At 74.4% G+C, this 25043-nt stretch carries 28 protein-coding genes; 6 read left to right on the top strand and 22 right to left on the bottom strand.

Annotated elements, in window-relative coordinates; genetic code table 11:
* Positions 1-3: 3 nt before the first annotated feature.
* Positions 4-957 (top strand): serine hydrolase, encoded by a 954-nt coding sequence (locus QSK52_RS35600; RefSeq protein ID WP_285740404.1) that lies wholly within the window; start codon positions 4-6, stop codon positions 955-957.
* A 20-nt stretch (positions 958-977) separates the two neighbouring features.
* Here QSK52_RS35600 and QSK52_RS35595 read toward each other — a convergent pair whose 3' ends face one another.
* The 3 genes from QSK52_RS35595 to QSK52_RS35585 all read right to left on the bottom strand — a co-directional run bounded on the left by QSK52_RS35595 (position 978) and on the right by QSK52_RS35585 (position 2963).
* Positions 978-1427, bottom strand: coding sequence for a DUF1990 family protein (locus QSK52_RS35595; RefSeq protein ID WP_285740429.1), 450 nt, complete (start codon positions 1425-1427; stop codon positions 978-980).
* Between the two features lie 269 nt (positions 1428-1696).
* On the bottom strand, positions 1697-1909 hold the full coding sequence (locus QSK52_RS35590) for an EF-hand domain-containing protein (protein ID WP_285740403.1): 213 nt from the start codon (positions 1907-1909) through the stop codon (positions 1697-1699).
* A 181-nt stretch (positions 1910-2090) separates the two neighbouring features.
* A complete protein-coding gene (locus QSK52_RS35585; protein WP_285740402.1) occupies positions 2091-2963 on the bottom strand; it encodes an aldo/keto reductase family oxidoreductase in 873 nt (290 codons plus the stop codon).
* Positions 2964-3103: 140 nt separating this feature from the next.
* Between QSK52_RS35585 and QSK52_RS35580 the strand changes: the two genes are divergently transcribed.
* Positions 3104-3547 carry a winged helix-turn-helix transcriptional regulator gene (locus QSK52_RS35580; protein ID WP_285740401.1) on the top strand — a complete coding sequence of 148 codons (444 nt, stop codon included), beginning with the start codon at positions 3104-3106 and terminating at the stop codon, positions 3545-3547.
* 80 nt (positions 3548-3627) lie between these two features.
* On the opposite strand, the gene QSK52_RS35575 is transcribed toward QSK52_RS35580, so the two are convergent.
* Complete coding sequence (locus tag QSK52_RS35575; RefSeq protein ID WP_285740400.1) at positions 3628-3984, bottom strand: hypothetical protein; 357 nt, start codon at positions 3982-3984, stop codon at positions 3628-3630.
* 219 nt (positions 3985-4203) lie between these two features.
* Here QSK52_RS35575 and QSK52_RS35570 point away from each other — a divergent pair, with 219 nt between their 5' ends.
* Positions 4204-4782 carry an EF-hand domain-containing protein gene (locus tag QSK52_RS35570; RefSeq protein WP_285740399.1) on the top strand — a complete coding sequence of 193 codons (579 nt, stop codon included), beginning with the start codon at positions 4204-4206 and terminating at the stop codon, positions 4780-4782.
* A gap of 79 nt (positions 4783-4861) precedes the next feature.
* Here QSK52_RS35570 and QSK52_RS35565 read toward each other — a convergent pair whose 3' ends face one another.
* The 7 genes from QSK52_RS35565 to QSK52_RS35535 form a co-directional block, all read right to left on the bottom strand.
* Entirely contained in the window at positions 4862-5545 is a 684-nt protein-coding gene (locus QSK52_RS35565; protein ID WP_285740398.1) for a peptidylprolyl isomerase, read from the bottom strand.
* Between the two features lie 312 nt (positions 5546-5857).
* Positions 5858-6412 (bottom strand): hypothetical protein, encoded by a 555-nt coding sequence (locus tag QSK52_RS35560; RefSeq protein WP_285740397.1) that lies wholly within the window; start codon positions 6410-6412, stop codon positions 5858-5860.
* 173 nt (positions 6413-6585) lie between these two features.
* Positions 6586-6810 carry a hypothetical protein gene (locus QSK52_RS35555; RefSeq protein WP_285740396.1) on the bottom strand — a complete coding sequence of 75 codons (225 nt, stop codon included), beginning with the start codon at positions 6808-6810 and terminating at the stop codon, positions 6586-6588.
* A gap of 23 nt (positions 6811-6833) precedes the next feature.
* Complete coding sequence (locus QSK52_RS35550) at positions 6834-7289, bottom strand: peptidase inhibitor family I36 protein (protein ID WP_285740395.1); 456 nt, start codon at positions 7287-7289, stop codon at positions 6834-6836.
* Positions 7290-7342: 53 nt separating this feature from the next.
* Positions 7343-7870 carry a hypothetical protein gene (locus QSK52_RS35545; protein WP_285740394.1) on the bottom strand — a complete coding sequence of 176 codons (528 nt, stop codon included), beginning with the start codon at positions 7868-7870 and terminating at the stop codon, positions 7343-7345.
* A gap of 258 nt (positions 7871-8128) precedes the next feature.
* Positions 8129-8809, bottom strand: a complete 681-nt coding sequence (locus QSK52_RS35540) for a hypothetical protein (RefSeq protein ID WP_285740393.1) — start codon at positions 8807-8809, stop codon at positions 8129-8131.
* A 48-nt stretch (positions 8810-8857) separates the two neighbouring features.
* Positions 8858-9493 (bottom strand): hypothetical protein, encoded by a 636-nt coding sequence (locus tag QSK52_RS35535; RefSeq protein WP_285740392.1) that lies wholly within the window; start codon positions 9491-9493, stop codon positions 8858-8860.
* Positions 9494-9751: 258 nt separating this feature from the next.
* On the opposite strand from QSK52_RS35535, the gene QSK52_RS35530 reads away from it, so the two are divergent.
* Positions 9752-10156, top strand: a complete 405-nt coding sequence (locus QSK52_RS35530; RefSeq protein WP_285740391.1) for an SsgA family sporulation/cell division regulator — start codon at positions 9752-9754, stop codon at positions 10154-10156.
* Between the two features lie 30 nt (positions 10157-10186).
* Here QSK52_RS35530 and QSK52_RS35525 read toward each other — a convergent pair whose 3' ends face one another.
* The 4 genes from QSK52_RS35525 to QSK52_RS35510 all read right to left on the bottom strand — a co-directional run bounded on the left by QSK52_RS35525 (position 10187) and on the right by QSK52_RS35510 (position 13530).
* On the bottom strand, positions 10187-10771 hold the full coding sequence (locus tag QSK52_RS35525) for a TetR/AcrR family transcriptional regulator (RefSeq protein ID WP_285740390.1): 585 nt from the start codon (positions 10769-10771) through the stop codon (positions 10187-10189).
* A gap of 74 nt (positions 10772-10845) precedes the next feature.
* Positions 10846-11835 (bottom strand): aldo/keto reductase, encoded by a 990-nt coding sequence (locus tag QSK52_RS35520; protein ID WP_285740389.1) that lies wholly within the window; start codon positions 11833-11835, stop codon positions 10846-10848.
* Positions 11836-11914: 79 nt separating this feature from the next.
* Positions 11915-12340 carry an NUDIX hydrolase gene (locus QSK52_RS35515; RefSeq protein WP_285740388.1) on the bottom strand — a complete coding sequence of 142 codons (426 nt, stop codon included), beginning with the start codon at positions 12338-12340 and terminating at the stop codon, positions 11915-11917.
* A 182-nt stretch (positions 12341-12522) separates the two neighbouring features.
* A complete protein-coding gene (locus QSK52_RS35510) occupies positions 12523-13530 on the bottom strand; it encodes a LysR family transcriptional regulator (RefSeq protein ID WP_285740387.1) in 1008 nt (335 codons plus the stop codon).
* A 216-nt stretch (positions 13531-13746) separates the two neighbouring features.
* Between QSK52_RS35510 and snpA the strand changes: the two genes are divergently transcribed.
* Together snpA and QSK52_RS35500 are read left to right on the top strand one after the other, a co-directional pair.
* On the top strand, positions 13747-14400 hold the full coding sequence (gene snpA / locus QSK52_RS35505) for a snapalysin (protein ID WP_285740386.1): 654 nt from the start codon (positions 13747-13749) through the stop codon (positions 14398-14400).
* A 229-nt stretch (positions 14401-14629) separates the two neighbouring features.
* Positions 14630-15931: a Tim44 domain-containing protein gene (locus tag QSK52_RS35500; protein ID WP_285740385.1), complete on the top strand. Its 1302-nt coding sequence runs from the start codon at positions 14630-14632 to the stop codon at positions 15929-15931.
* A 71-nt stretch (positions 15932-16002) separates the two neighbouring features.
* Here QSK52_RS35500 and QSK52_RS35495 read toward each other — a convergent pair whose 3' ends face one another.
* From QSK52_RS35495 to QSK52_RS35465, 7 genes are all read right to left on the bottom strand, one after another.
* On the bottom strand, positions 16003-17571 hold the full coding sequence (locus QSK52_RS35495) for a multicopper oxidase family protein (RefSeq protein ID WP_285740384.1): 1569 nt from the start codon (positions 17569-17571) through the stop codon (positions 16003-16005).
* Positions 17568-18050, bottom strand: coding sequence for a hypothetical protein (locus QSK52_RS35490; RefSeq protein ID WP_285740383.1), 483 nt, complete (start codon positions 18048-18050; stop codon positions 17568-17570). The genes QSK52_RS35495 and QSK52_RS35490 overlap by 4 nt, the downstream gene beginning before the upstream one ends.
* Before the next feature lie 160 nt (positions 18051-18210).
* Positions 18211-19656, bottom strand: coding sequence for a cellulose binding domain-containing protein (locus QSK52_RS35485; protein ID WP_285740382.1), 1446 nt, complete (start codon positions 19654-19656; stop codon positions 18211-18213).
* Between the two features lie 155 nt (positions 19657-19811).
* Positions 19812-21347, bottom strand: a complete 1536-nt coding sequence (locus QSK52_RS35480) for a beta-N-acetylhexosaminidase (protein WP_285740381.1) — start codon at positions 21345-21347, stop codon at positions 19812-19814.
* A 313-nt stretch (positions 21348-21660) separates the two neighbouring features.
* Positions 21661-22521, bottom strand: coding sequence for a carbohydrate ABC transporter permease (locus QSK52_RS35475; protein ID WP_285740380.1), 861 nt, complete (start codon positions 22519-22521; stop codon positions 21661-21663).
* Positions 22518-23432, bottom strand: a complete 915-nt coding sequence (locus QSK52_RS35470) for a carbohydrate ABC transporter permease (protein ID WP_285740379.1) — start codon at positions 23430-23432, stop codon at positions 22518-22520. The genes QSK52_RS35475 and QSK52_RS35470 overlap by 4 nt, the downstream gene beginning before the upstream one ends.
* A gap of 122 nt (positions 23433-23554) precedes the next feature.
* Complete coding sequence (locus QSK52_RS35465) at positions 23555-24835, bottom strand: extracellular solute-binding protein (protein WP_285740378.1); 1281 nt, start codon at positions 24833-24835, stop codon at positions 23555-23557.
* Positions 24836-25043: the final 208 nt, after the last annotated feature.

The raw sequence follows: 25043 nt of genomic DNA, 5'->3' as shown, positions 1-25043 counted from the left end.
CGCATGACGGCAGCACCCGGAACCCGGACCTCCGCCCGCAGGCAGGAGCGTCGCACCCGGCGCACCCGGCGCACCCGGCGGATCGGACGGGCGGTGGTGGTGGCGGTGCTGCTCTCGGCGCTGGCCTCGTGGCTGGTGCTCTCCCGCTCGACGGGCGGCGAACCGGCGAGCGCGACGGCCTCGGCGACGGTCCCGACGGGCGGTGCGACGGCGGAAGGAACGGAGGGGGCGGCGGGAACGGAGGGAACGGAGGGCGCCGCGGACGCCGCGCTCGCTGCGGCGGTCGGCGCCCTCGACGGGCACTTCGCCGTCACGGTGGCCGACCCCGTCTCCGGGGCGTCCGCGACCTGGGGCGACGACTCCTTCGTCACCGCCTCGATCGTCAAGGTCGACATCCTGGCCGCGCTGCTGCTGCAGAACGACGGCGTGCTGACCGGCAGTCAGCGGTCCGCGGCCGCGCTGATGATCGAGCAGAGCGACAACGCGGCGGCCAGCACGCTGTTCGACGCGGTGGGCGGCGCGGCGGGGCTGGACGCGGCCAACGCGGCCTTCGGGCTGACCGCGACGGTCGCCGGGACGGACGGCTTCTGGGGGTTGACCGAGACCACCGCCGCCGACCAGGCGCGGTTGCTGCGGGTGGTGTTCACCGAGGACTCGCCGCTGGGCTCCGCCTCCCGCGCCTACCTGGCGAAGCTGATGGGCCTGGTCGCGGACGGCCAGGACTGGGGCGTCTCGGCGGCGGACCAGGGCGGCGCGGTGGAGCTGAAGAACGGCTGGCTGTCCCGGGACAGCACCGGGCTGTGGGTGGTGAACAGCATCGGCCGGGTCGAGTACGGCGGTCGGAGCCTGCTGGTGTCGGTGCTGAGCGACGGTTCGGCGAGCGAGGAGGCGGGCATCGCGCTGGTCGAGTCGGTGGCGTCGGCGGCGGTGCGGTCCTTCGCGGCCGACGGGCGGTAGCGGGGCCCTCCCGCTCGGGTTCAGGGCGCCGCGGCCGCGCGGACGACCGCCCGCAGGTAGCGCTCGATCGCCAGGTGCTGGAGGGCGAGCGCGACGGGGCGGCCGAGCCGGGCGTACCAGGCGGCGAGCCGGGAGAAGGCGGTGACCTCGAACCACACCTCGCCGTCCGCGTCCGTGCTCACCACGAAGGACTCCTCGCCGCACTCGGGGTGCCCGGGCAGGGTGCCGTAGGCGAAGCCGATCCGGTCAGGGGTCTCGACGGCCCAGACCACCCGGCAGGGGATGACCAGCCGGGGCAGGCGCAGCCCGGGCAGGCGCAGCCGGAGCAGGACGGTGGCACCGGGGACGGCGCGGACCGCCGCCGGGTGGACGGCGAAGCCGGAGCCGAGCTGGGCGCCCCAGCCCAGGACGTACCCGCCCGCGCGTTCCAGGACGTCCTGGCCGCGGCCGAGGTGGACGCGGCGGCGCAGTCAGGAGTAGCCGGGCGGCAGGGCGGCGTCCGCGGTGGCGCCGACCTCGGGGTAGGTGGGCGCGGCGGCGCAGGCGGCGAGGTGGCGCCGGTGCAGGTCGTTCGACGGCATCTGCCAGTTGTACGCCGCGCGGGGCCGGGTGGCCAGGGCCGCTGGTCGGTGCCGGTCCGCGGCGCCGGGCGGCGCGGCTGCTGCGCCCCGCCCGCCGGGCCCTCCGGCCGCGGGCGGGGCCGCACCGGCCGGAGGGGGCGGGCTGTCTGGGTCAGGGGTCAGCCCTGGACGGAGGCCCAGAACTCCTCGAAGGAGAGCTTGCCGTCGCCGTTGGCGTCCTTGGCGTTGATGATCGCCTGCGCGACCGTCTCGGTGACGTGGAAGTCGCCGAGCTGGGCCATGACCGTCTTGTACTCGCGCGCGGTGACCCGCCCGTCGCCGTCGACGTCCAGACGCGCGAATGCCGCCCGTGCCGCTTCGATGTCCGCCATCGGACCCACCCCTCTTCTTGCTGTCACACCGGTCTTGACGCCGTGTTCCGGCGCGCGGGCCACAATAGCCGCAGTTCCGGGCGCACCGACAGGCCGGTCCCGGTGGAGGGGGCGACGGCGGGCGACGGCCGCGGCCGGCCGGGCGCTCCGGGGGTGCGGCCGCGGCCCGCGGCCGGTGGGGTCAGCGGCCGATCTCGTCGAGTTCGGCGAGGTCCTCCTCGGAGAGCGGGCGGGCCGCGCCCGCGACGTTCTCGCGCAGGTGCGCGACCGAGGAGGTGCCGGGGATCAGCAGGATGTTCGGTGACCGCTGCAGCAGCCAGGCCAGGGCGGTCGACATCGGCGTCGCGTCCCGTCGGGCGGCCACGGCCGTGAGGGCCGCGGACTGCAGCGGGGTGAAGCCGCCGAGCGGGAAGAAGGGCACGTAGGCGATGCCCGCTCCGGCGAGTTCGTCGACGAGTTCGTCGTCGTGGCGGTGGGCGAGGTTGTACATGTTCTGCACGGACACGATCGGGGCGATGGAGCGTGCCTCGGCGACCTGTTCCGGCGTCGCGTTGCTCACGCCGAGGTGCCGGACGAGGCCCTGCTGCTGGAGTTCGACGAGCGTCCCGAACGCCTCGGCGAGCGAGCCGGGCACGGGGCCGCGGGCGTCGCCGAGCCGGAGGTTGACCACGTCCAGTGCGTCGAGGCCGAGGTTGTGCAGGTTCTCCCGGACCGCGCGGCGCAGGTCGTCGGGTTCGCGGGCCGGGGGCCAGCCGCCCTGCTCGTCGCGGGTCGCTCCGACCTTGGTGACGATGTGCAGGGAGTCGCGGTAGGGGTGCAGGGCTTCGCGGATCAGCCGGTTGGTGAGGTGCGGACCGTAGGCGTCGGCGGTGTCGATGTGGGTGATGCCGAGGTCGACGGCCTCGCGCAGGACGGCGAGGGCGCCGTCCCGGTCGGCGGGCGGGCCCATGACCCCGGGGCCGGCGAGCTGCATGGCGCCGTAGCCGAACCGGGTGACGGTCAGGTCGCCGAGGGTCCAGGTGCCGCCGGGGAGCGGAGCGGGGAGCGTGCTCATTGCTGGTGCTCTGCCTTTCGCGTCGAGCCGGGTGCTGGTGCCCGCCGGCTTCGTGCACCATCATTTGACGCGTAACTCTCCAGGGGGAAGTAGGCACCTCGGAGTGCGTAAGCCACCCGCGGGTGAGAAAGGTGGTTCCGATGGCGACGATGACGGCGGCCCAGCAGCGGGCGCAGGCCAAGGTGCAGTACGACGCGTTCGTGGCGGCGTGCCCCAGTCGGCAGCTGCTCGACCGGATCTCCGACAAGTGGGTCACGCTGGTCCTGGCCGCGCTCGGCAACGGCAGCCCGCACGAGGCGGGCACCGACTGCGCGGGCGAGCCCCGGGCGATGCGCTACTCGGAGCTGGCCCGCCTCCTGGCCGGGGTCAGCCAGAAGATGCTCACCCAGACGCTGCGCTCCCTGGAGCGCGACGGCCTGGTGACCCGTACGGTGACGCCGACCGTGCCCGTCACGGTCTCCTACGAGCTGACCGGTCTCGGCCTGTCGCTGTACGACATGGTGCGCGGCATCAAGAGCTGGGCCGAGACGCACATGGACGACGTGCTCGCCCACCGCGGGGCCTACGACGCCCGCGTCGGCTGAGCCCCGGGGGGCGGCAGGGCGTTCCCGGCTCCCCGCTCCGCGCGGGGGCCGCACCGTCCCGCTCCCGGCCGGACGGGCCGTCAGTCGCGGCGGACGCTGACGCCGCCGAGCAGGCCCCAGGCGGCGACGTGGACGGTGGGGCCGCCCTCGCGGGTGGGCCCGTCGTCGCTGACGCCCCCGAGCCGGATGCCCGTGACGACCACCCGGACGTCGGGGCGGACCCGCAGCGAGACGCCGCCGACCAGGCTGAGCTTGGTGATGCGCAGTTCGGCGCCGTCCGGGATGTCGACGTCGGTGAGGTCGACGTCGGCGCCGCCGACGAGGGAGGCGGTGAGGGTGCGGCGGTGGATCTCCTCGCCCCCCAGGCGGGTGCCGCCGATCAGGCTGATCCGGATGTCGGTGCGGTCGTTGTCCCCGGTGTTCCCCGTGTTCGTCATGTCGGCAACCCTAGGGACCGTCAGGAGGCTCGCAGAAGTGGCCCGTTGCACGGCTCGGGCATGACGGACGTCACGGGCCGACCGGCGCGCGGGCGGGTGTGCGCTCCCCCGGCGTACGGGTGGGGACGGGGTGTGCGACCGCGCGCCGCCGTAGGACGGGCGGGGGCGGAAAGGATCAGCCTCGCACGTCCGGGAGAGGTTCCAAGGAGAGGCACGGCCATGGCGAGCGAGTTCCAGCGCTACAAGTTGACCAGCGTGTTCCACGCGCTCGACACCGACGGGAACGGGTACCTCGACGAGGAGGACTTCCGGGCGCTGGCGGACCGCTGGCGGCGGCTGCCGCGGGTGGCGGCGGACCGGGAGCTGGCGGCCCGGGTGGAGCGGGTGATGCTCGGCTGGTGGGACGCGCTGTACGAGGCGGCGGACACCAACGGCGACGGGCTGGTGGACATGGACGAGGTCCTGGCCATGGTGGACCGGCTGCCCGGGATGCGGGAGGCCGTGACGGCGACGGCGGACACCGTCTTCGACGCGGTCGACGAGAACGGCGACGGCCGGATCTCGCGGGAGGAGCACCGCCGCCTGGTCGACGTGTGGAACGGGCGACCGACCGACACCGTCGGCGTGTTCGAGCTGGTCGACCTGGACGGCGACGGCTTCCTCTCCCGGGAGGAGTTCACCGAGCTGTGGGCGCAGTTCTGGATCAGCGCGGACCCGGCGGACCCGGGCAACCACCTGTGCGGGGTGCTCGCCCCGGTGGCGGCCGGCTCCGCGGAGGAGTTCACCACCGGGGCGTGAGGGCGCAGCAGTTGACGGCCCGTCGGCGCGGCGGCCCGCCGGGTCCGGCGAGTCCGGCGGGCCCGCCGGGTCCGGCGGGTCAGCGCTTGGAGATCCCGACGTTGCGGATGGTGACGGGCAGCGTCGGGTAGCCGTCCCCGGGGCCGTTCTGGTCGTCCTCGCCGCCCGCGGCGATCTTCTGCAGCACGTCGAGCCCGGAGGTGACGCGACCGAAGGGGGTGTAGGCCGGGGAGAGCTTGGTGTCCTTCCAGACGATGAAGAACTGGCTGCCGTTGGTGTTCGGACCGGCGTTGGCCATCGCGACGGTGCCCGCGGGGTAGGTGGCGCCCTCCAGGTTCTCGTCGGGGAAGGAGTAGCCGGGGCCGCCGCTGCCGGTGCCGGTGGGGTCGCCGCACTGCAGGACGTAGATCCGCTGGGTGGTGAGGCGGTGGCAGTGGGTGCGGTCGAAGTAGTCGCGTTCGGCGAGGAAGCGGAACGAGTAGGTGGTGCAGGGGGCATGGTCGGTGAGCGCCCGGAAGGTGATCGCCCCCTGGCTGGTGCGGAGGGTGGCGCTGTAGGGCTTGGCGGCCTTCGCCGCGTCGAAGACCGGGATGCCCTTGAAGTTGTCGGCGGGGACGGCCGCGGTGTAGGTGCACGCGGCGGCGGCCGCGGGCCCGGCCCCGGTCGTGGGGGTGGCGGCGGACGCCGTGCCGGCGGTGGTGGTCAGGGCGAGCGAGACCGTGGCCAGGACGGTCAGCCCGGCACTGCGGGTCGTGCGCTTCATTCGTCGGCCTCCGTGGTGGGAGCGGGTCGGGCAACGGACGGGTGCGGATCGAGCAGCGGACTGGCTTGGCAGGGACCTGCCCACCGCACCCGCCGTTCGAACCTCCCGACACCCTCGCCCCACCCTCCCGCCGACCCGCCCGGGGCGCTCCCGACCCTCGCCGCTCCCCCTCCCCGCACGTCACCACCCCGGCGGCGGGGCGCGGCGTGCAGGTGCCGGCGGGCGCGGGGCCGCCGGCGGGCGCGGGGCCGGCGGGAACTCGCGCTCCGAACGGTGGCCGTGGCCCGGCGCGGGCCGTCGGCGGGCGTCCGCTCAGTGCTGGGGCGCGCGGGCCCGGACGGCGGCGACGTAGCGGACGGTGAAGACCATCGGGACGACGAAGCCCGCGATCTGAACGGCCAGGGAGACGGTGGAGTGCCCGCTGCCGCCGTGGGCGAGGACGGCCAGGACGACGGCGGTGACCGCGAAGGCCGCGGTCCACACCGCGGTGATGACCGTGTTGACCCGGACGAACGGCTTGAGCGTCCAGAACTCCTGCGGGGTGGTGCGCTTGGCGATGCCGAGCGTGAACGGCTTGCCGATCAGCAGCGAGCCCCCGGCGATCACCGCGAGGACGGCGGAGGACAGCGCCGCGGAGTAGCCGCGGACACCGGAGTGCGGGTCGGCGAAGGCGATCGCGGCGAGGACGGCGAAGTACAGCGCGGAGCCGGTCTCGATGATCAGCGCGTCCCACCCGGCGCCCGCCCGGCGCTGCTGGGCGATGACGGCGGCGGCCGCCGCCAGACCGGCCAGTGCGGCCCACTGCCACTGGGACGCGGGGACCACCGCGAAGATGATCCAGGGCAGGAAGGTGCGCAGGTACGACATGGTTTCGAAATCCCCTCGGTGGTCGGCCGGCCTTCCCCCGGGCCGTCTTTCCGCAGGATATCCACCGTTCGGCCCGCCCGTACCGCCCGTCGGCGGGCCGGATTATGACACTCCGTCGGCTGGACGGATCATGCCACCGGCGGGCGGACGGGCGGTGCGCGTCGAACGGGCCCTCAGCCGACGGCGACCGCGGCGACGGTGGCTGCGGCGACGGTGGCCGCGCCGTGCGCGGGGCGGCCGGCTGGCTCGGGGTCGGTGGCGGTGGTGTGCGCCCGGGGGCCGGTGGTGACGGTGCGGTCGGCGGGCGAGGAGTACGCCCGGGCGCTGGCCGCGGTGAGGACCGCGGCGACGGCGAGGGCCGCGGCGGCAGCGGCGGCGCGCCGGTGGAGGGGGGTCATGCGACTCCTGGGGAGGGACTGGCTCAGCACGGGCGGAGCGATTTGAGCGCGTTGTCGTGGGCGCTGCCCCGGGCGCCGGGGGCCATCGCGCCGGCGGTGCCCGCGTAGTCCTTGCCGGGGTACCAGCAGTAGGCGACGGGCGAGTTGTTCACCCAGGCGGAGATGCCCTCCTCGCCGGTGAACCGGGAGCCGTCGGGCAGGTTCAGCCGTTCGGTGTCGGCGAGCTGGGTGCCGGGCAGCAGCGCGACGGCGGCGTGGTCGTAGTGGACGCCGTCGTAGAGGCAGACCCACCCGGCCGGGCAGGCGACGTGCCGGGCGACCCGGCTGTCGCCGTTGAGGACGTGCACGCCGGGCGGGTTGCTGACGGCGGCCGCGGGGACGGGGGGCGTGGGGGCGGGGGTGGCCAGGGCCGGGGCGGCCAGGGCGGGGGCGGCGCCGAGCACGAGGGCGGCGGCGAGGGCGAGCGGGCGCAGACGCATCGGAGGGGTCCTCCCTGACGGCGGGGCGGGGGTGCGCAGCGGGCGGTCGGCGGTCAGGAGTTCCACGGCGTCCCCAGCAGTCTGAGGTCGCTGGCCCGGTCGGTGCCGTCGGCGGTCCACCACACCTGGGCGTTGGCGCCCTTCGGGATGGCGAAGTCGGCGTGCACCGACTCCTTCGGCCCGACCTGCCGCCAGATCACGTCGCTGGTGCCCTTCAGGCTGGCGGCGCACTTCGCGGCGTCCACGGCGGGTGCCTTGCCGCCGTCGCAGTCGTACACGACCAGCGAGAGGTCGGCGTACCCGGGCCCGGTGTTGGTGAAGACCAGTCGGCCGCCCTCCCCGGTCGGGCACCAGCTGACCGTGCCGCCGGTGACCGGGACGGCGGGGCCGAACGGGCCGGTGCAGAGCGGCTCGGCGTCACGGGCGGCGGGCGGCATCGCGGCGGCCCCGCCGGGGCCGGTCGGGCTGACGGGGGCGGTGGGGCCGACAGGGGCGGTGGGGGCGGCGGCGGTGAGTGCGAGGACGCTCGCGGTAACGGCGAGGGCCGCCGGGAGGCGGTGTCGCCAAGGGGTGCGGGACATGTCTCTCCTGCTCGGGTCCTGCTGGGGTGGGACGCCCGTGGGACGGGACGGCCGCCGAACCGGTCGGCGGTCACGCTCAGTCATCACCAGGGCGGCCGTCCGCCTATCGCTTCGTTGACGCACTGTCACCCGATCGGCCAGCACCGGGCTCGCCCGGACCATCCGCCGGCGGGCCGGTGGTGACGGGGCGTCAACGCGTCGGCCCGGGCCCCGGAGTCTTCACGGGGTCCGGGCCGACGGGCGCGGGAGGAGCGGAGGTCAGACGGCCAGGAGGTGCTGGAGCAGGTCGCGGTACTCGCGGAGCGCCAGGCGCAGGTCCTCGGTGCGGGAGGAGCCGTCCGCCGTGCTCCCCTGCCACGCGTCGCGCAGCGTCGTGCGGCGCCCCTCCAGGTTCTCGACCAGCTGCCGCACCGCCTCGTCCAGCGCCTCGTCGGCCTCCCGCACCGCCCGGCCCGGGTCGTCCACGAAGCCGGCCATCGCGCGGTCCAGGCGGCGGGCCGACTGCGCGGCGAGGTCGGGCGGGAGGAGGACGGGGGCACCCGGGCCGCAGCGCTCCTGCCCGGCGCCGCCGGGGGCGGTGGCAGCAGCGGGGCGCGCGGCGGCCGGGGCGGTGGCGGCAGCGGCAGGGGCGGCCGAGCTGCTCCGGGAGGCCGGGGCGGTGGGAGCAGCGGGGGCGGCTCCGGCCGTGGCCTTCGGGTCGGCCGCGGTGCCGTGCGGCGCGCCGTCGGCCGTGGCGGCGTGCGCTGCGCCGTCGGCCGCGGTGTCCCGGTCCGGCGTCTCGTGCAGGACGGGGTCGGTCGCCTCGCCCAGGCCGTTGCGCGGGAAGTTCCGTCCGCCGGTGGTGCCGCGCTGCGGGGCGTCGGTCCGGACGAACCTGCCGGTGGGGCGGGTCCCGGTGGTGTCGCTGCGGTGGTCGTGGTCGTGCTCGCTGATGGTCATGCCGTCCTCCTCGCTGGGGGTCGGATGGGTGGTCGGGGCCGGTCGGGCTCAGGCGTGGTGCTCGCGCTGCGGTGACAGCGGCCGGGTGCGGTCGGCGGCGGGCGTCCGCGGCTTCGTCAGCACCTCGCGGCGCGCGTGCTCGGGCTCGCCGTCCGCGCCGACCAGGGCGGTGAACAGTTCGCGGGCGCCGAGCAGGGCCCGGCGCTGCTGTTCGGTGTCCGGGGCGGACCCGGCCGGGTCCGTCGTGGTGAGGGTGCGCAGCGCCCGGTAGGACTCGACGTGTTCGCCGTGGTCGACCGAGATCGCGTCGATCTGCGCGTCGACGTCGGAGTCGGGGTAGCCGCGGTCGCGGGCCACCCGGAACAGCAGCGCGTCCGCCTCGGCCAGGGCCTGCCCGGGGGCGTCCACGAAGTGCGCCTGCGCCTCTCTCCACTGCTGTTCGGCCCGGGCCCGTTCGGCGCTGCCGAGCGGGGTCAGCGTCAGTTCCCGGTGCCGTTCGAGGCGTCGGGCGAGTTCCCGTTCGGCCGCGGCGGTGTCGCCGTCGTACCGGGCGACGGTGCGCTCGTACTCGGGGCCGAAGCGGCGGCTCAGGCTGGGGTGTTGCTGGCGGCGGAGGGCGAAGACGCCGATGGCCGCCACCACCGCCAGGACCAGGACGAGCGCCACGATCAGACCGCTGGACATGCTCTGCCTCCTCACCGCGGGCACCCGTCCGCCGGGCCGCCCTGTTGGGTTCGCTCGCCGATCCGGGTGACCCGATCGGCGATCCGCAAACCCCGTGGTGCCGCTGACGCCGGGTCGGCCGGACACCGGCGGTGTCCGGCCCGTACCGACGCACCCCCCGCCGAACGGGGGAAAGGTGCGGTGAAACCGGCGGATGCGGGTAGTCGGGCACCGCGTCACCGTGCAACCCGTCGCCCCGTCCGACAGTGAGGTCCGTCCGTGCCAGGTTTCACCGCCCTCGACACCACCGCCCGCCTGCCGTACAGCTCCCACCCCCACCTGCCCGTCCGCGCGCAGTTCCGCTTCGACGCCGAACTGCCCTACGGGGTCTGCCTGGTGCTCGGCCCGGACGGGGTCGAGGACGGGGCGGTGACCTGGTACTTCGCGCGGGAGCTGCTGAACGACGGCTGCTACGGGCCCGCCGGGCAGGGCGACGTCCGGGTGGCGCCCGGGCGGCGGGGCGAGATCCGGGTGACGCTGTGCTCGCGGACCGACCAGGCCGTGCTCAGCCTCCCGGCGGCCGACGTGGTGGCCTTCCTGCACGACAGCTACGTGCTCGTCCCGCCCGGCACCGAGTCCGACTGGCTGGACCTCGACGCCGCCCTGGCCCGGATCACCGCCTGAGCAGCCGTCGGGCCGCCGGCCGCCGGGCCGTCAGCGGGGGGAGAGCCCGGTCAGCAGGAGGTCGACGACGGCGTCCAGGTCGGTGTCGTTGGCCGGGGAGGCCCAGTCGGCGGCGTGCGCGGGGTGGTGGAAGCGGGCCGTGGCCTGGAAGACGGCGCGGCCCGCGGCGGCCGGGTCGGCTGCGGCGAGGTCGCCCGCGGCCACCCCGGCCGCGACGATGCGGCCGAGCTGTCCGGCCAGTTCGGCCTCGTGGGCGGCGACGACCTCGGTGGTGGTGCTCATCAGCTCCCGGAAGGTGCGCTGCAGTTCGGGGTCCTGGGTGGCGTAGTGCCGCTTGGTCGCGTTGAGCGTGCGGATCCAGTGGCGCAGCCGTTCGGGGGCGGGGCGGGCCGGGTCGTCGGCGACCGCGGCCATCGGCGCGGAGACCCGGTGCAGCCAGCGTTCGGCGACGGCCTCGCGCAGTGCGGCCTTGGTGCCGAAGTGGCGGTAGACGCTGCCGTGGCTGACGCCGAGCGCCCGGGCGACGTCCACCACGGTCGCCTTGGCGGGGCCGTAGCGGCGCAGGACGTCCTCGGCGGTGTCGAGGATGCGCTCGGCGGTCAGCTGTTCGGTCATGGTCCGAGGTTATCGTCCGGGGACGTCAACACCGGTGCGGGCCGGTGCGGCCGGTCCGCACCGGCGGCCGCTTCTCACCGCTCGCTGTCGAGCATCCGCATCTGCGCGGGGTCGTAGCGGTCGCCGCGGGCCGAGTCGGCGGGCACCGCCGCTTCGATCTCGGCGAGGTCGGTCGCGTCCAGGGTCACGTCGAGGGCGCCGAGCGCCTCGTCGAGGCGGTCGCGGCGGCGGGCGCCGATCAGCGGGACGAGGCCGTCACCGCGGCCGAGCACCCAGGCGATGGCCAGCTGGGCGACGCTCACGCCCTTGCGGTCGGCGATCGCCCGCAGCGCCTCGACCAGGGCGAGGTTGTGCTGCAGCGCGTCGCCGCTGAACCGCGGCAGGTGGGTGCGGAAGTCCCCGGCCGCGGCCTGCGGCGTCCAGTGGCCGCTGATCAGGCCGCGGGAGAGCACTCCGTAGGCGGTGACGGCGACGCCGAGCTCGTTCGCGGTGGGCAGGAGGTCCTTCTCGATGCCGCGGGAGATCAGCGAGTACTCGATCTGGACGTCGGTGACGGGGTGGACGGCGTGCGCCCGGCGCAGGGTCTCCGCGCTCACCTCGGACAGGCCGATGTGCCGGATCCAGCCCTTGTCGACCAGTTCGGAGAGGGTGCCGACGACCTCCTCGATCGGGAACTCGGGGCTGATCCGGGCCGGCCGGTAGACGTCGATGTGGTCGGTGCCGAGCCGCTGGAGGCTGTAGGCGACGAAGCTCTTGATGGCGGCGGGGCGCAGGTCTACGCCCAGGAAGGCGCCGTCGGGGTCGCGCAGCGCCCCGAACTTGACGCTGATGACGGCCCGGTCGCGGTCGCGGCCGCGCAGCGCCTCCTGGAGCAGCATCTCGTTGTGCCCCATGCCGTAGAAGTCGCCGGTGTCGAGCAGCGTGACGCCGCGGTCCAGGGCCGCGTGCACGGTGGCGATGCTCTCGGCCCGGTCGGCCGGGCCGTACATGCCGGACATGCCCATGAGCCCCAGGCCGAGGCGCGAGACGGACGGGCCGGTGGTGCCGAGCGTGGTGTTCTCCATGGCTCCACCGTACGCCCCTCTGCTGACATATTTCAAAATCTGTCAGCCCAATTTTGTCGACGCTTGGCGTTCGGAACGCTCAGCGCAGGAGGGCGAGGATCTCCGCGTGGTGGGCGCTGACGGTCGGGAGGTCGTCGAGCGGCGCCCAGCGGTGGGCGTCGTGCTCGGTGAGCACGACGGGCGTGCCGTCGGGGACGGTGGCGGTGAAGGCGAACTGGCGGGCCCGGAGGCCGGTGCGGCCGACGAAGTCGGCGGCGTGCAGGTAGCCGAGGTCGAGCCCGGTCAGACCGGTCTCCTCGGCGAGCTCGCGGGCGGCGCCGGACAGCGGGTCCTCGTCCGGGTCGAGCGAGCCGCCGGGGATCTCCCACAGGCCGCCGAAGTGGTCGTCCGCCTTCCGGCGGACCGTCAGGACCCGCCCGCTGCCGTCCCGGACGACGACGCCGCCCAGGAGCGCCTCGATGCCGTCGGCCTGGGCCTGCCGGAGGAGTTGCTGGGAATCGGTCACTGCGGTGCCCCCGTTCGTTCGTGTGTCTCCCCCGACCCTACCGGCGACCACCGACAGCCCACGGGCGGCTTCCTGACGTCCGGTCAGCGACGGCGGGGGCGGGCCGGGACGGCGAGGACCCCGCGGTGGCGGGCGGCGGGGGACGCGCCCGGGGCGCTCCGGCTCCTCGTCCGGCGGCCGCCTCACGGGCGCCCCCCTTCCCCGGCCCGCGCGGGCGGCGGCGCGGGGGCGAGGAGGCTGTGCAGGGAGCGGTTGTGGCGGTGCAGCCACTCCCGGTAGACGGCGTTGCCGCCCGCCAGGTCCAGGTAGGCGTGGCGGAGGTCGTCCCAGAGGCCGTCGAGGGCCGGGCCGCCGACGGTGTCGGGGCGCCAGGTGAGCAGCAGCCGGACGGCGAGCGGGTCGCCGTGGACGGGTCGCAGGACGGTGCCGGGGCCGGGCGGCGAGGTGGGCTGGCAGGGGCGGACGGCTTCGCCGGAGGCGACGAGTTCGGCGGCGGTGGCGTTGTCCCGGACCTGGATGACGCGCGGGTCGAGTCCGGCCTCGGCGAAGACCCGGCGCAGTGCGGCGTACTCGTGGTCGGCGGTCGGGTCGACCATCCAGGTGTCGCGGGCGAGGTCGGCCAGGCTGACGACCGGACGTCCGGCGGCGGGGTGGGTCTCGGCGAGGGCGACGAACTGGGGTTCGCGGGCGAGCAGCACCCGCTGCTCGGTGCCGGCGGGCAGGTGCAGCGGGAAGCCCTCGCTCTCGTGGACGAAGGCGGTGTCGAGCTGTTCGGCGGCGACCAGGTGGAGCAGGGCGATCGCCGAGATGTCGATGTGGATGGTGGTGTCGGTCTCCGGGAGCCGGTCGTGGATGCGGCGCAGCCAGGCGGGGACGGCGCGGCTGCCGACGCTGCCGATCCGCAGTCGGCGGCGGCCCGGTCCGGCGGCCTCGGCGCGGGCGGCGGCGACCAGGGCGTCCATCTCGGTGATCAGGGGCCGGGCGCGGGAGAGCACCGAGTGGCCGAGGGCGGTGGGGCGGCTGCCGGTCCGTTCGCGGGTGAACAGGCGTCCGCCGACGGTCCGCTCGATGCGGTGGAGTTGGGTGGTCAGCGACGGCTGGGTCATGCCGAGTCGACGGGCGGCCTTCCGGACGCTGCCGGTGTCGGCTATCGCGCACAGCACCCGCAGGTGTCGGACGTCGAGCTCCATCACGGGAGCATAGCCAGGCGCCCACCTTCTGCCAAGAGCATGTCAAGAGATGCCCACGGCCCGTCAAACCCCTTGTCGTGCACGGGTATTGCCCGGGGCTATCGCCGGTTGGCATCTCCGCGCCCGGCCCGCCCTGCCCCAAGCTCGGTGCAACAACTCGTCACCGCGTCCCGGACGGCCCCCCACGGCGCCGGGACCCGCGAATGGAGTCCCCACATGAACCGCTCCATGACCGTGCTCGCCGCCGCCCTCGGCCTGGTCCTCGCGGCCGGGACCGCCGCCGTGCCCGCCGCGGCGGCCACCACGGCCGCCGCGCCCCCCGCGGCCGCCGCCCAGGGCTACACCCCGTCCGCGGGCGTCGCCGCCAACTCCGCCGAGGCGGCCGGCAACAAGGCGTTCTACGAGGCCGTGATGAAGTCGGCCCGCGCCAAGCAGGCCGCCAACCCCTACCTGCTGGCGGTCACCGTCACCTACGACGCCAGCCAGGCCCCGACCTTCCGCACCGTGATCTCGCAGAGCGCGCAGATCTGGAACTCCTCGGTCACCAACGTCAAGCTAAGCTCCGGCACCAACGCCGACTTCCGCTACTACGAGGGCAATGACTCCCGCGGCTCCTACGCCTCCACCGACGGCCACGGCCGCGGCTACATCTTCCTCGACTACGCGCAGAACCGGCAGTACAGCTCGCTGCGCGTCGTCGCCCACGAGACCGGCCACGTGCTCGGCCTGCCCGACCACTACACCGGCCCGTGCAGCGAGCTGATGTCCGGCGGCGGGCCCGGCACCTCCTGCACCAACCCGTACCCGAACTCCACCGAGCGCAGCCGGGTCAACAGCCTCTGGCTGTACGGCCTCGCCGCCGCGGGCTGACCCCGCCCGCCCGGGCCCTCCCCCGGCCCCCGCCCGGCCGCCTTCCTCCGGGCCCCTTCCCCGCGGCTCCGCGAACGGGCGGCCGCCGGGCGGGGGCCCGGAGCGCGTCGCGGGAACGGCCCACCGGCCCCGGACCCCTCCGGGCGCACCGGCTTGTAGGCTCGGGGGGAACAGCTCTGAACATTCTTGGAGGGGGAGCCCGGTGCACGCCCGTCGGTGGATAACGGTGGTGGCTGGAGTCGTCGCGCTGAGCAGCCCGGCGGTCGCGTACGCCCGCGGCGGAGGCGGCAGCCACGGGTTCGGTGGTGGCGGGGGCGGCGGGGGCAGCCACGGCGGCTCCCACGGGTCGGGCGGCGGCGGCGTCTTCTTCTTCGGCGGCGGTGGCGGCCACGGCGGCGGGATCTTCCCCCTGCTGGTGCTCGTGGTCGTCATCCTCCTGGTGCTGTGGTTCCTGCACCGGCGCCGGAAGGAGAAGCAGACGGCCGGCCTGAACACCGTGTCGGACCGCACGGCGCACCGCGCGGACGAGCAGGCCCGCGAGCGGGCCGCCCAGGTCGGGGCCCGGGTCGACGCCCTCGCCGAGACCGACCCGACCTTCGAGCGCGCCGCGCTGGAGAGCCGGGCGGTCTGGCTGTACGAGACCGCCCAGCGCGCCTGGAGCCGGAACGACCAGGCCACGCTGCAGCAGATCCTCTCCCCGGTGCTGTACGGCAAGTGGGCCGACGAGCTGAACGACTACGCGTCGCGCGGCGAGGTCAACGTGGTGGAGATCGTCTCCGGCCCGGTGGTCGAGCTGGTCGACCTCGCGAACCGCGCGGGAGAGGTGAACGACACCGTCACCTTCCGGATCACCGCGACGCTCAACGACTACGTGCGCAACAGCTACGGCGCCGAGGCCGCGCGCAAGGACGGCTCGACCCGCCCGGTCGAGTACTGGACGCTGCGCAAGAACCAGGCCGGGGAGTGGATCGTCTCCTCGGTGGAGCAGGCGGCCGAGGGCGCGCACCACCTGACCAACGCCATCGAGACGGACGGCTGGGACCAGAAGGAGGTCGCCCGCGAGGCGGTGCTGGAGGTGGCCGGGAGGACCGCGGTCCGGGGCGCGGGCGACCTGCTGTCGCTGACCAACATCTCGTGGAGCACGGACGCCGACACCGCCGCGGGCGATCTGAGCGTGCTCGACGGCCGGTTCGACCGGGCGGTCCTGGAGGTCGCCGTCGAGCGGTTCCTCGAGGAGTGGGTCATGAACGACGGCAGCCTGGACTTCACGTCCGTGCGCACGGCCGACCGGACGGTGATGCGCGACGCGCTCGTCAAGTCGGTCACGGTGCGCTCGCTGGTCTCCCGCGAACCGGTCGTCTTCCGGGTCGCGGCCGCCGCCGAGGGCTTCTACTACGAGGTCGACCGGCGCAGCGAGCAGGTGCTCCGCGGCGACGCGCGCGAGCGCCGGCCGATCACCCTGGTGTTCGACCTCCGGCTGGACGAGGCGTCGGACGAGGCGTGGTCCGTGGTCGCCGCCCACGTGGAGTAGCGGGTTCGCCGCGGAGGCGCCCCGGGCCCTGTCGTCGGGTCCGGGGCGCCTCCGCGCGTGCGGCGCCGGAGCTACTCGGTGGTGGTGAACTCGGCCATCATCGCCATGTCCTCGTGCTCCAGGTTGTGGCAGTGCAGCAGGAACCGCCCGGCGTAGTCGTTGAACCGGACGGCGACCTCGACGCCCTGCGCGGGCAGCACGTCGACGGTGTCCTTCCAGCCCGCGTCGTTGGCGCCGGGCCCGCCGCCGGCCCGGCCGAGCACCTGGAACGGGTCGAGGTGCAGGTGGACGGGGTGGTGGAAGTCGGTGACGAACCGCCAGACCTCGATCCGGCCGAGCCGGGGCGCGGCGATCGAACGGCCGGGCCGGTACTCCTGGCCGTTGACGGTCCAGTGCTGCTTGCCCTTCTGGAACACGAAGGTGCGGGTGTTGACGGCCTTGGCGGGGTCGAGCCGTTCCACCGAGGACAGCCTCTCGGGCAGCCGGAACCCGTTGTCGCCCGCGGCGGAGCCGACCTCGAAGGCCATCACCTCGCCGGTGGGGCCGTCGCCGAGCCGGTTGCGCAGCCGCACCCGCGTCCCGGCGGGGTAGCGGGAGAAGTCGACCAGCACGTCGCAGCGCTCGGCGGGCGCGAGGTCCACCGCGTCGTGCCGCAGCGGGCGCTCCAGCAGGCCGCCGTCGGAGCCGATCTGCACCAGCGCCCCGCCGCCGCCGGGCTGCGGGTCGAGGGCCAGCCGCAGCCGCCGGGCGTTGGAGGCGTTGAGCAGCCGCAGCCGGTACCAGGTGCGCTCGACCCGGGCCAACGGCCAGGGCGCGCCGTTGACCAGCATCACGTCGCCCAGCACGCCGTTCATGTACGCGTCCTGCACGCCGGGGGCGCCGCCCGGGAGTCCGGGGTACGCGAAGGAGCCGTCGGCGGCGAACGAGCGGTCGGCGATCATCAGCGGCAGCTCGTGCGGGCCCTGCGGCAGCCCGAGCGCGGCCTCCTCCTCGTCGCGGACCAGGTGGAACCCGGCCAGCCCGCGGTACACCTGCGGGCCGGTGAAACCCATGGTGTGGTCGTGGTACCAGAGCGTGGCGGCGCGCTGCGCCATCGGGTAGGTGTAGTCGCGCTGCGGCAGGACGGTGGCGCCCTCCGCTCCCGCCGTGCCCGGCATGTCCCCCATGCCGGGCATGTCGTGGTGGGCGGCGCTGCCGACCAGGTCGAGCGGGTGGCCGTCGCTGTCGTGCGGGGTGTGGCCGCCGTGCAGGTGGACGGCGGTGGGGCGGGGCAGTTCGCTGCGGTGCGTGACGACGGTGCGCCGCCCGCTGCGGGACTCCAGGGTCGGGCCGGGGAAGGTGCCCTGGTAGCCCCAGACCTCGGTGTCGTGGCCGGGCAGCAGCCGGGCGGTGGCCCGGCGCGCGGTGATCTCGTAGTAGTCGGCGCCCGCGTCGCTGCGCACCGGCTTCAGCACGGCGGGGACGGGCAGTTCGGCCGCGTAGCGGGCGGGCAGCGGCAGGGCGCTGCGCAGCAGCTTGCCGGGCTCCCCGCCGGGCAGCAGCCGGTTCATCAGCGGCGGCACCCCGATCGACACGCCCAGCCCGAGCGCGGCGACCCCGCCCGCGCCGAGCAGTTGGCGCCTGGTCAGCGGCCGGCTCACTCGGCACCTGCCCCGGCCACGGTGCCCTCGGCCGCGCCCTTCGCGCCCCGGACGGTCTCCTGGGCGCCCTGGGGGGCCTCCTGGGCGTCGGCGTTCCCGGCCTTGGCCCTGAACGCCTCCACCGCGGACTTCTCCGCCATCACGAACACGCCCACGCCGAGCGGGACGTGCAGCAGCAGGATCCGCTCGTCACCGAAGGCGAACTGCACGATGCACATCAGCGTGAGCACCCCGTACTGGACGGCGGGGCCGCTGGGGCCGCGCGAGACGCGCCACACCAGCAGGCCGGAGACGGCGGCGAGCAGGGCGACGATGCACAGCACCGTCCCGGTCTGCTTGTGGGCGTCCAGCAGGGGGTAGTAGCCCTGCAGGAAGCCGCCCGCCAGGAACGGCATGAGCAGGGCGAGCAGGGCGGTGAGAGCGGCCGTCACCCGGAGGGCGATCAGCGGCCAGCGCGGTGGTTCCCGGTACTCGGACATGGCATCCCCCGTGATCGAAATGATTCGCGATCATACTGCCCGACAGCCGCTAAGTCTGTTTATTTTTCAAGAACTTTGACCGACCGTCAGTTCCGGGCGACGGCGGTGCCCCGCTCCCCCGCCGAGCGGCCGGGCGGGGGAACGGGGCACCGGGTGCGGGTCAGCTGCCGGGGACGGTGTCCTTGAACGCGGTGCCGGCCGAGCGCAGCGCGGCGACGTTCGCGGCGACCTGGGCGGGGCTGAGCACTTGGTCCTTGACGAAGTACACGTAGTCGACCTGCTGGTCGTACGAGCGCGGCGTCGTGGAGTACTGCCCGGCCAGGTCGATCAGCCAGTGGTTGAAGTCGATGAACTGCGGGGTCTCGGGCAGGTAGGGCTCGCCGTGGGTGGCGACGACCTGGCCGTCGATGTAGTAGGTGATGGCGCTGTTGTCGATGGTGAACTGCAGCAGGTGCCAGCCGTCGTAGGACTGGCGCTGCTCGCCGTGGGTGTTGACGGCGTTCCACGGGTCCGGGTTGTAGGTCTCCCAGCTGGTCTCGTACATGATGTTGCTCGGCTCGCCCCAGCCGCCGTTGGGCAGGTACTCGAAGTCCTGCTCGCTGTAGTTCGGGTCCATCGGGGCGTTGAGCGGGGTGAAGGCGAAGAAGGTCTGGTTGACGTGGTCGCCGTCGGGGCCGCTGTTCGGGGCGTCGGCGAACTTGACCCGGGCCGCGTAGGTGCCGTTCTTGAACTTCCGCGCGGTCGTCTGGATCTCGGTCTCCCTGGTGCCGGAGGCCGTGCCGTCGGTGGTCAGCCGCAGGTTGAGCACCTTGCTGCCGCCGACGGTCGGGAAGGTGACGTCGGCCGGGGACCAGGTGGCGCCGGAGACGCCGGGGCCGCCCTGGCCGGACTTGACGGTCCAGCCGTGCTGCTGGACGGCGGCGTCCGAGCTGGTGGTGTAGGAGAAGTCGTCGAACAGGACGGGCGCGTTCGGGTCGACCGGCGGGGTGGAGGTCGAGCCGGACGGCGAGGGGGACGAGGACGAACTCGGCGACGGGGAGGGGTTGTTGCCGGTGGGGGCGGTGCCCCAGATCAGGGCGCCGTCCTCCTGCAGGGTGACCTTCTGCCAGTCGGCGTAGCCGGTCTGGGTGCTGCTGAAGGAGTAGTCGTCGGACTGGGTGAGGGTCTGCCAGTCCGAGCGGTAGAAGCGCAGCTGCATGTCACCGGTGGACTGTCCGGGGGCGAGCGAGCCCGCTCCGGCGGTGAAGCCGATCTCCAGGTAGCGGTCGGCGGTGGCGGTGGGGTTGGCCAGGGTGCCGAAGGTGCCGGTGATGTTGGCGCAGCCCTTCACCGCCCAGGAGCAGGCGAAGCGGTAACCGACCGACGGGCCGTCGGACTTGAAGTAGTAGCGCAGGGTGATCCGGCTGAGCGCGACGGTGCTGCTGCCGGTGTTGGTGACCTGCAGCCAGGGCTCGGACTGGTCGGCGGTCGCGCCGGAGGCGCTGGTGCGGTACTGGACGCTGAACGCGTCGGCGGCGGAGGCCGGGACGACGGTCAGCGCGGTGGCGGCCAGGCCGGCCGCGGCGAGCCGGGCGCGGCGGCTGGTCGTGCGGGGGCGTGCGGACACGGTGTTTCCTTCCGTGGGGGGAGCGCCCCGCGGTGCGGCGGGGCGGCAGGACGTTCCGGCGGTGCACGTGCGGGGTGCGGCGGCGGAGGTGGTCCGCGTGCTGCGGGCGGCCGCCGACGGTGGGTCGGCGACCGGGTCTGTGGGGCCTCGGGCCGTCAGGTGGTGAGGAGTTCGCGTCCGGCGTGGTGGACGCCGAGGGCGGCGAGGCGGGGGCGGTGCGCGGCGAGGGCGGGCAGGAAGTCCCGGACGTAGTCGCTGTCGGGGTTCCAGGCCCGGTCGGCGATGGCGCACAGCCGCGGGTAGGCGAGGTAGTCGAAGTGCTCGGCGGTGGTGACGAACTCGCTCCACAGCTGGGCCTGGGTGCCGAGCACCCGGGCCCGCTCGGCCTCGTCCCAGTGCGCGGGGGCGGCCCGGTGGGCGTGCGCGGTGGCCAGGTCGACGACGTGCTCGGCCTGGCCGAGCGGCTCGTCGGGGCGTCCGCTCTGCGGGTAGTCGAGGTAGGTGGCGCGGTGCGGGGCCATCACCACGTCGTGGCCGCGCCGGGCGGCCTCCCGGCCGTGCTCGGCGTCCCGCCAGGGCATCACGGTGAACTCGACGGGCAGCGTGGCGCCGTCGGTCTCGGCCCAGCAGACCGGGACGCGCCCGGCCGCCAGCAGGTGCCGTCCCATCTCGCCGAGGAACCAGCCGCGCAGCTGGGCGGGGGCGGCGAGGCCGAGTTCGGCGGCCCGGCGGCGGGCGGCGGGGCTGTCCTCCCACTCGACGGTGGGGCACTCGTCCCCGCCGAGGTGGACGTACCGGGAGGGGAACAGCTCCGTCGTCTCGTCCAGCACGGTGCGGCAGAACGCCAGCGCCTCCTCGTGCACGCCGAGCACGGTCTCGCACACGCCCCAGTCGGTCCACACGTCGAGCTGCCGCTCGGGGTGGTTGCCCAGGTGCGGGTAGGCGGCCAGGGCGGCCCGGGTGTGGCCCGGCATGTCGATCTCGGGGACGACGGTGACGCCCCGCGCGGCGGCGTGCGCGACCAGCTGCCGCAACTCGGCCTTGGTGTACGCGCCCTGGTGCGGCCGCGGGTCGTACGCGGTGGAGCCCGCGTGCCCGGCCATGCTGCGCTCGCGGCGGGCACCGACCTCGGTGAGCCGGGGGTAGGAGTCGACGGGCAGCCGCCAGCCCTGGTCGTCGGTCAGGTGCAGGTGCAGGACGTTCAGCTTGTGCAGGGCGATCCGGTCGACGGCGGTCAGCAGGCGGTCGAGCGGCTGGAAGTGCCGGGCGGTGTCGATCATGAACCCGCGCCAGGGGTGCCGCGGCCGGTCGGTGATCCGCACCGCGGGCAGGCTCCACTCGACGCCGCGCACCGGGCCCGCCGAGAGCGCCTCCGGCGGCAGCAGCTGGCGCAGCGTCTGCACCGCGTGCCGCAGTCCGGCGGGCCGGGCCGCGTGCAGCGTGACCTGGAACGGGTCCACCGTCAGCCGGTAGCCCTCCTCCCCCAGCTCCCGCCCGGCGGCGGGGTCCAGGGTCAGCGCCACGGTGCCCTCCGCCCCGGCCGCCAACGGCAGCCCGGTCGCGGGGCGCAGCAGGGTGCGCAGCAGGTCGGCGACGGCGGCGGCCTCGCCGTCGGCGCGCACGGTGGTCCGTTCGGTCAGGGTGAACCGTCCGGCAGCGGGAACGAGATCGACCGGGGTCGGCAGGATCACGGGGTGGTCTTCTTCCGGGGGTAGGGAGGTGGGTGGGTCGAACGGAACACCGGCGGGGCGGGTCGGCCGGACGCGAACTCGGGGCTGCGGGCTCCGGGCTGCGGGCTCCGCGCTCCGGGCGGCTCCCGGCGGTGCCCGGTCCGGGCGTTCCGGGGGCGGCGGGAGGGACGTGCACGGGTTCGGGGCCCGGCCTCCGGGCGGCGCGCCGCAGGCGGTCGCCGGTGCCGGGTCCGGGTGCTCCGGGCGTTCCGGGTGTTCCGGGCGTTCCGGGGCTCGTCGTCCTCGCTGCGGCGCGGCCGTCGGCCCGGGCGGGTCAGCCCTTGACCGCTCCGGCGGTCATGCCGGTGGTGACCTTGTTCTGCAGGAACAGGAAGACCAGCAGGACGGGGAGCATGAAGAGGCTGGCGGCGGCCATGGTGGCGCCCCAGTCGGTGCCGAAGACGTTGGCGAAGGAGGAGAGCCAGACGGGGAGGGTGCGGGCGTCCTGGTTCTTGATGATCAGCGTGTTGGCGAAGGCGAACTCGTTCCAGGCCGTGATGAAGCCGAACAGCGAGGTGGCGAGCAGGCCGGGGGCCAGCAGCGGGAGGGTGATGCGGCGGAAGGCGCCGGCCCGGGTGCAGCCGTCGACCTGGGCGGCTTCCTCCAGTTCGGCGGGGACGGCGGCGAGGAAGCCGCGCAGGGTGACGATGGTGAAGGGGAGGGTGGTCATGAAGTAGACCAGGGTGAGCATGCTGAGACTGTCGAGCATGTCGGTGTCGCGGGCGATGACGTACATCGGGATGAGCAGGGCCTCCCAGGGCGCCATCTGGGCGGTGAAGACCAGCAGCAGGAACGCGCGGCGACCGCGCCAGCGCAGTCGGCCGACGGCGTACGCGGCGAGCAGGGCGACGACCAGGGAGAGCAGGACGGCGCCGAGGGTGACCAGCAGGCTGTTGCGCCAGTAGCCGCCGAAGCCGGGGGCGTGGACCGCGGTGGAGAAGTGTTCGAGGGTGGGGTGCAGGGGGAGGAAGGCGGGAGTGGCGGACTGGATCTCGGCGGTGGGTTTGAAGGCGGTGACCACCATCCAGTACACGGGGAACGCCGCGGTGACCAGGACCGCGAGGGCGGCGAGGTTGAGCGGGAGGCGACGCAGCCGGCGGGGGGCGAGGAGGTGGCGGGGGGCGAGGGGGTTCACGCCTCGGCTCCTTCCTGGCGGTGCATCCGCCGGAGGGTGGTGACGAGCGCGGCGAGCAGGATCAGCACGGTGAGCGTGGAGGCCGCGGAGCCGAGGTCGTACTTGTGCAGGTTCTGGGCGATCTGGAAGGCGTAGACGGGCAGGGTGGTGGTGGCGCCGTTGGGGCCGCCCTGGCTGACCACCCAGATCTGGGCGAAGCACTTGAAGGTCCAGATCACTTCGAGCGAGGTGACCAGGGCGAACAGCGGCCGCAGGACGGGGACGGTGACCAGCCGGAAGGTCTGCCAGGCGCTCGCGCCGTCGATCCGGGCGGATTCGTAGAGCTCGTGGGGGATGGTGGTCAGCCCGCCGTAGAGGGTGAGCGCGGCGAACGGGACGGACTGCCAGACCACCAGCAGCACCAGGACGGTGAAGGTGGCGCCGGAGTGGGCGAACCAGGCGTAGTCGTGGTAGCCGTGCAGCCCCAACTGGTCAAGCGCCCAGTTGACCACTCCGAAGCGGGACTGGAACAGCCACTGGAACACCGTGGTGGCGGCGATCACCGGGGTCGCCCAGACCAGCACCAGGGCGCTCATCACGGCCAGCCGCATCCGTCGGCCGAGCCGGACCAGCATCAGCGCGACCAGCGTGCCGAGGCCGGTGATCAGCGCGGTGTTGAGGGCGGTCCAGCCGAGGGTGCGGACGGTGACGGTCCAGAACTTCGGGTCGGAGAGCAGCTCGGTGTAGTTGTCCAGGCCGACGAACGGGGCGCCGCCGCGGATCAGTTCGGCCAGCCGGAAGTGCTGGACGGAGATCAGCAGGTTGCGGGCGACGGGGTAGAGCAGCAGGTACGCCGCGCCCACCAGGGTCGGGGCGATGAGCAGGTAGGGCCGGATCCGGGTGCGGAACGGCGGTGACGCGTCGGCGGGCACGGCGGGGGTACTCCTGTCGGGGTCGTGCGGGGGCGGGCGGCGGCCCGGGCTGTCTCGGGCGCGGGCCCGGGCGGGCGGTGGGCCCGCGCGGGCCGGGCCGGGGAGCCCGGCCCGCGCGGGGGTCAGTTGCCGCTGAGCGCCTTGGTGATGGCCGCGCTCGCGGTCCTGCCCGCGGCGGACGGGTCGGCACCGGTGAGGACCTGGGTCATGTACTGCTTGATCGGGTTGTCGGCTTCGACGGCGGCCCAGTCGGGCGAGTTGGGGGTGGCGTGGCCGTTGACGGCGCCCGCGGCCATCGCGGCGGCGCCCTCGTCGGCGCTGAGCACGGAGGCCAGCGTGGTCCGGTTGGGGACGTAGCTCATCTGCTGGGCGATCGCGGTCTGCCACTTGTCCCCGGCCAGTGCCTTGACCACTTCGTAGGCGGCCTGCTGGTGGCGGGAGGACTCGGGGACGATCAGGTCGGAGCCGCCGGTGAACACCGCGCCGGGCTTGTCGGCGGTCTTGCCGGGGATCGGGAAGAAGCCGAGCTTGTCCTTGAGGTCCGGGTTGGCCTTGAGGATCGCGGCGGCGCCGCCGGGGGTGGAGATCACCTGCGCGGTGTGGCCCTGGGCGAACACCTCGGCCTGCGGGGGCTTGGCCTCGTCGGAGTCCTTGGGGCCCTTGCCGAGGGCCTGGAGCTGCTGGTAGAAGCCGATCGCGGCCTTGGCCTGCGGGGTGTCCAGGGTGCCGGTCCACTTGCCGTCGGAGCCCTTGGCGGCGAGGTCGCCGCCCTCGTCCCAGAGGAAGCCCGCGAGCACGTACCAGGTCTGGCCGGTCAGGTAGATGCCGTCGTTGCCGCCGGTGTTGAGCTTCTGGGTGTCGGTGATCCACTCCTCGCGGGTCTTGGGCGGGGTGGTGATGCCGGCCTGCTGGAACAGGTCCTTGCGGTAGATGACCACGCGGTTGGCGGCGTACCAGGGGATGCCGAACTGCTGGCCGCCGATGTTGCCGGGCTGGGCGAGGCCGGGGATCCAGTGCGCGCCGTCGAGTTCGGCGGTCTTGTCGCTGAGGTCGTGCACGCCGCCGCTGGCCGCGTACTGGGCGACCTGGGTGTTGCCGACCTCGATCACGTCGGGGGCGTCCTTGCTGGCCAGGGCACTGGTGACCTTCTGGCCGATGCCGTCCCACTCCTGGATCTGCACCTTCAGGGTGATGCCGGGGTGGCCGGCCTCGAAGTCGGCCTCGAAGTCCTTCAGGAAGCCGTCGGTGACGCTGTCCTTCATGATCCAGACCGTCAGTTCGGCCGGCCCGGCCGACTCCTGGGAGCCCGCGCCGGAGCCGGAGGAGCAGGCGGTCAGGGTGGCCGCGCCGAGCAGCAGGGCGATCGCGGAGCGCAGGGTGGTCGGGAGTGCGGTGGATCTCACGGTGGGTGCCGCCTCGGGGTGCCTAGGGGTGCCGGTGGGGGAGGTTCGAAGAGGGCCGACTGTTTACCAGTAGACTCAACTGGTCCGGTCGGTGGTAAGAGAAGGTGGCACAGCCGCTGCGGCCCGTCAAGGCCCTGAGCGCCCGCCTCACCTGGCCTCCGACCTGCAAAGAAGGTTTCCAGTTCGGGCCTTCCGGGGCCGGGGCGGC

Origin of the sequence: Kitasatospora phosalacinea (genome assembly GCF_030268885.1) — a bacterium.
Taxonomy (GTDB): Bacteria; Actinomycetota; Actinomycetes; order Streptomycetales; family Streptomycetaceae; genus Kitasatospora; species Kitasatospora phosalacinea_C.
This window is presented reverse-complemented; position numbering and strand designations above follow the sequence as displayed.

What these genes read in the sequence shown, in the direction of transcription:
- QSK52_RS35540 (WP_285740393.1), bottom strand. Translation starts at nt 8,809, where the DNA reads ATGACCATCAGCGAGCACGACCACGACCACCGCAGCGACACCACCGGG.
- QSK52_RS35600 (WP_285740404.1), top strand. Translation starts at nt 4, where the DNA reads ATGACGGCAGCACCCGGAACCCGGACCTCCGCCCGCAGGCAGGAGCGT.
- QSK52_RS35510 (WP_285740387.1), bottom strand. Translation starts at nt 13,530, where the DNA reads ATGGAGCTCGACGTCCGACACCTGCGGGTGCTGTGCGCGATAGCCGAC.
- QSK52_RS35525 (WP_285740390.1), bottom strand. Translation starts at nt 10,771, where the DNA reads ATGACCGAACAGCTGACCGCCGAGCGCATCCTCGACACCGCCGAGGAC.
- QSK52_RS35590 (WP_285740403.1), bottom strand. Translation starts at nt 1,909, where the DNA reads ATGGCGGACATCGAAGCGGCACGGGCGGCATTCGCGCGTCTGGACGTC.
- QSK52_RS35560 (WP_285740397.1), bottom strand. Translation starts at nt 6,412, where the DNA reads ATGTCGTACCTGCGCACCTTCCTGCCCTGGATCATCTTCGCGGTGGTC.
- QSK52_RS35520 (WP_285740389.1), bottom strand. Translation starts at nt 11,835, where the DNA reads ATGGAGAACACCACGCTCGGCACCACCGGCCCGTCCGTCTCGCGCCTC.
- QSK52_RS35550 (WP_285740395.1), bottom strand. Translation starts at nt 7,289, where the DNA reads ATGCGTCTGCGCCCGCTCGCCCTCGCCGCCGCCCTCGTGCTCGGCGCC.
- snpA (WP_285740386.1), top strand. Translation starts at nt 13,747, where the DNA reads ATGAACCGCTCCATGACCGTGCTCGCCGCCGCCCTCGGCCTGGTCCTC.
- QSK52_RS35490 (WP_285740383.1), bottom strand. Translation starts at nt 18,050, where the DNA reads ATGTCCGAGTACCGGGAACCACCGCGCTGGCCGCTGATCGCCCTCCGG.
- QSK52_RS35545 (WP_285740394.1), bottom strand. Translation starts at nt 7,870, where the DNA reads ATGTCCCGCACCCCTTGGCGACACCGCCTCCCGGCGGCCCTCGCCGTT.
- QSK52_RS35580 (WP_285740401.1), top strand. Translation starts at nt 3,104, where the DNA reads ATGGCGACGATGACGGCGGCCCAGCAGCGGGCGCAGGCCAAGGTGCAG.
- QSK52_RS35570 (WP_285740399.1), top strand. Translation starts at nt 4,204, where the DNA reads ATGGCGAGCGAGTTCCAGCGCTACAAGTTGACCAGCGTGTTCCACGCG.
- QSK52_RS35535 (WP_285740392.1), bottom strand. Translation starts at nt 9,493, where the DNA reads ATGTCCAGCGGTCTGATCGTGGCGCTCGTCCTGGTCCTGGCGGTGGTG.
- QSK52_RS35585 (WP_285740402.1), bottom strand. Translation starts at nt 2,963, where the DNA reads ATGAGCACGCTCCCCGCTCCGCTCCCCGGCGGCACCTGGACCCTCGGC.
- QSK52_RS35565 (WP_285740398.1), bottom strand. Translation starts at nt 5,545, where the DNA reads ATGAAGCGCACGACCCGCAGTGCCGGGCTGACCGTCCTGGCCACGGTC.
- QSK52_RS35555 (WP_285740396.1), bottom strand. Translation starts at nt 6,810, where the DNA reads ATGACCCCCCTCCACCGGCGCGCCGCCGCTGCCGCCGCGGCCCTCGCC.
- QSK52_RS35575 (WP_285740400.1), bottom strand. Translation starts at nt 3,984, where the DNA reads ATGACGAACACGGGGAACACCGGGGACAACGACCGCACCGACATCCGG.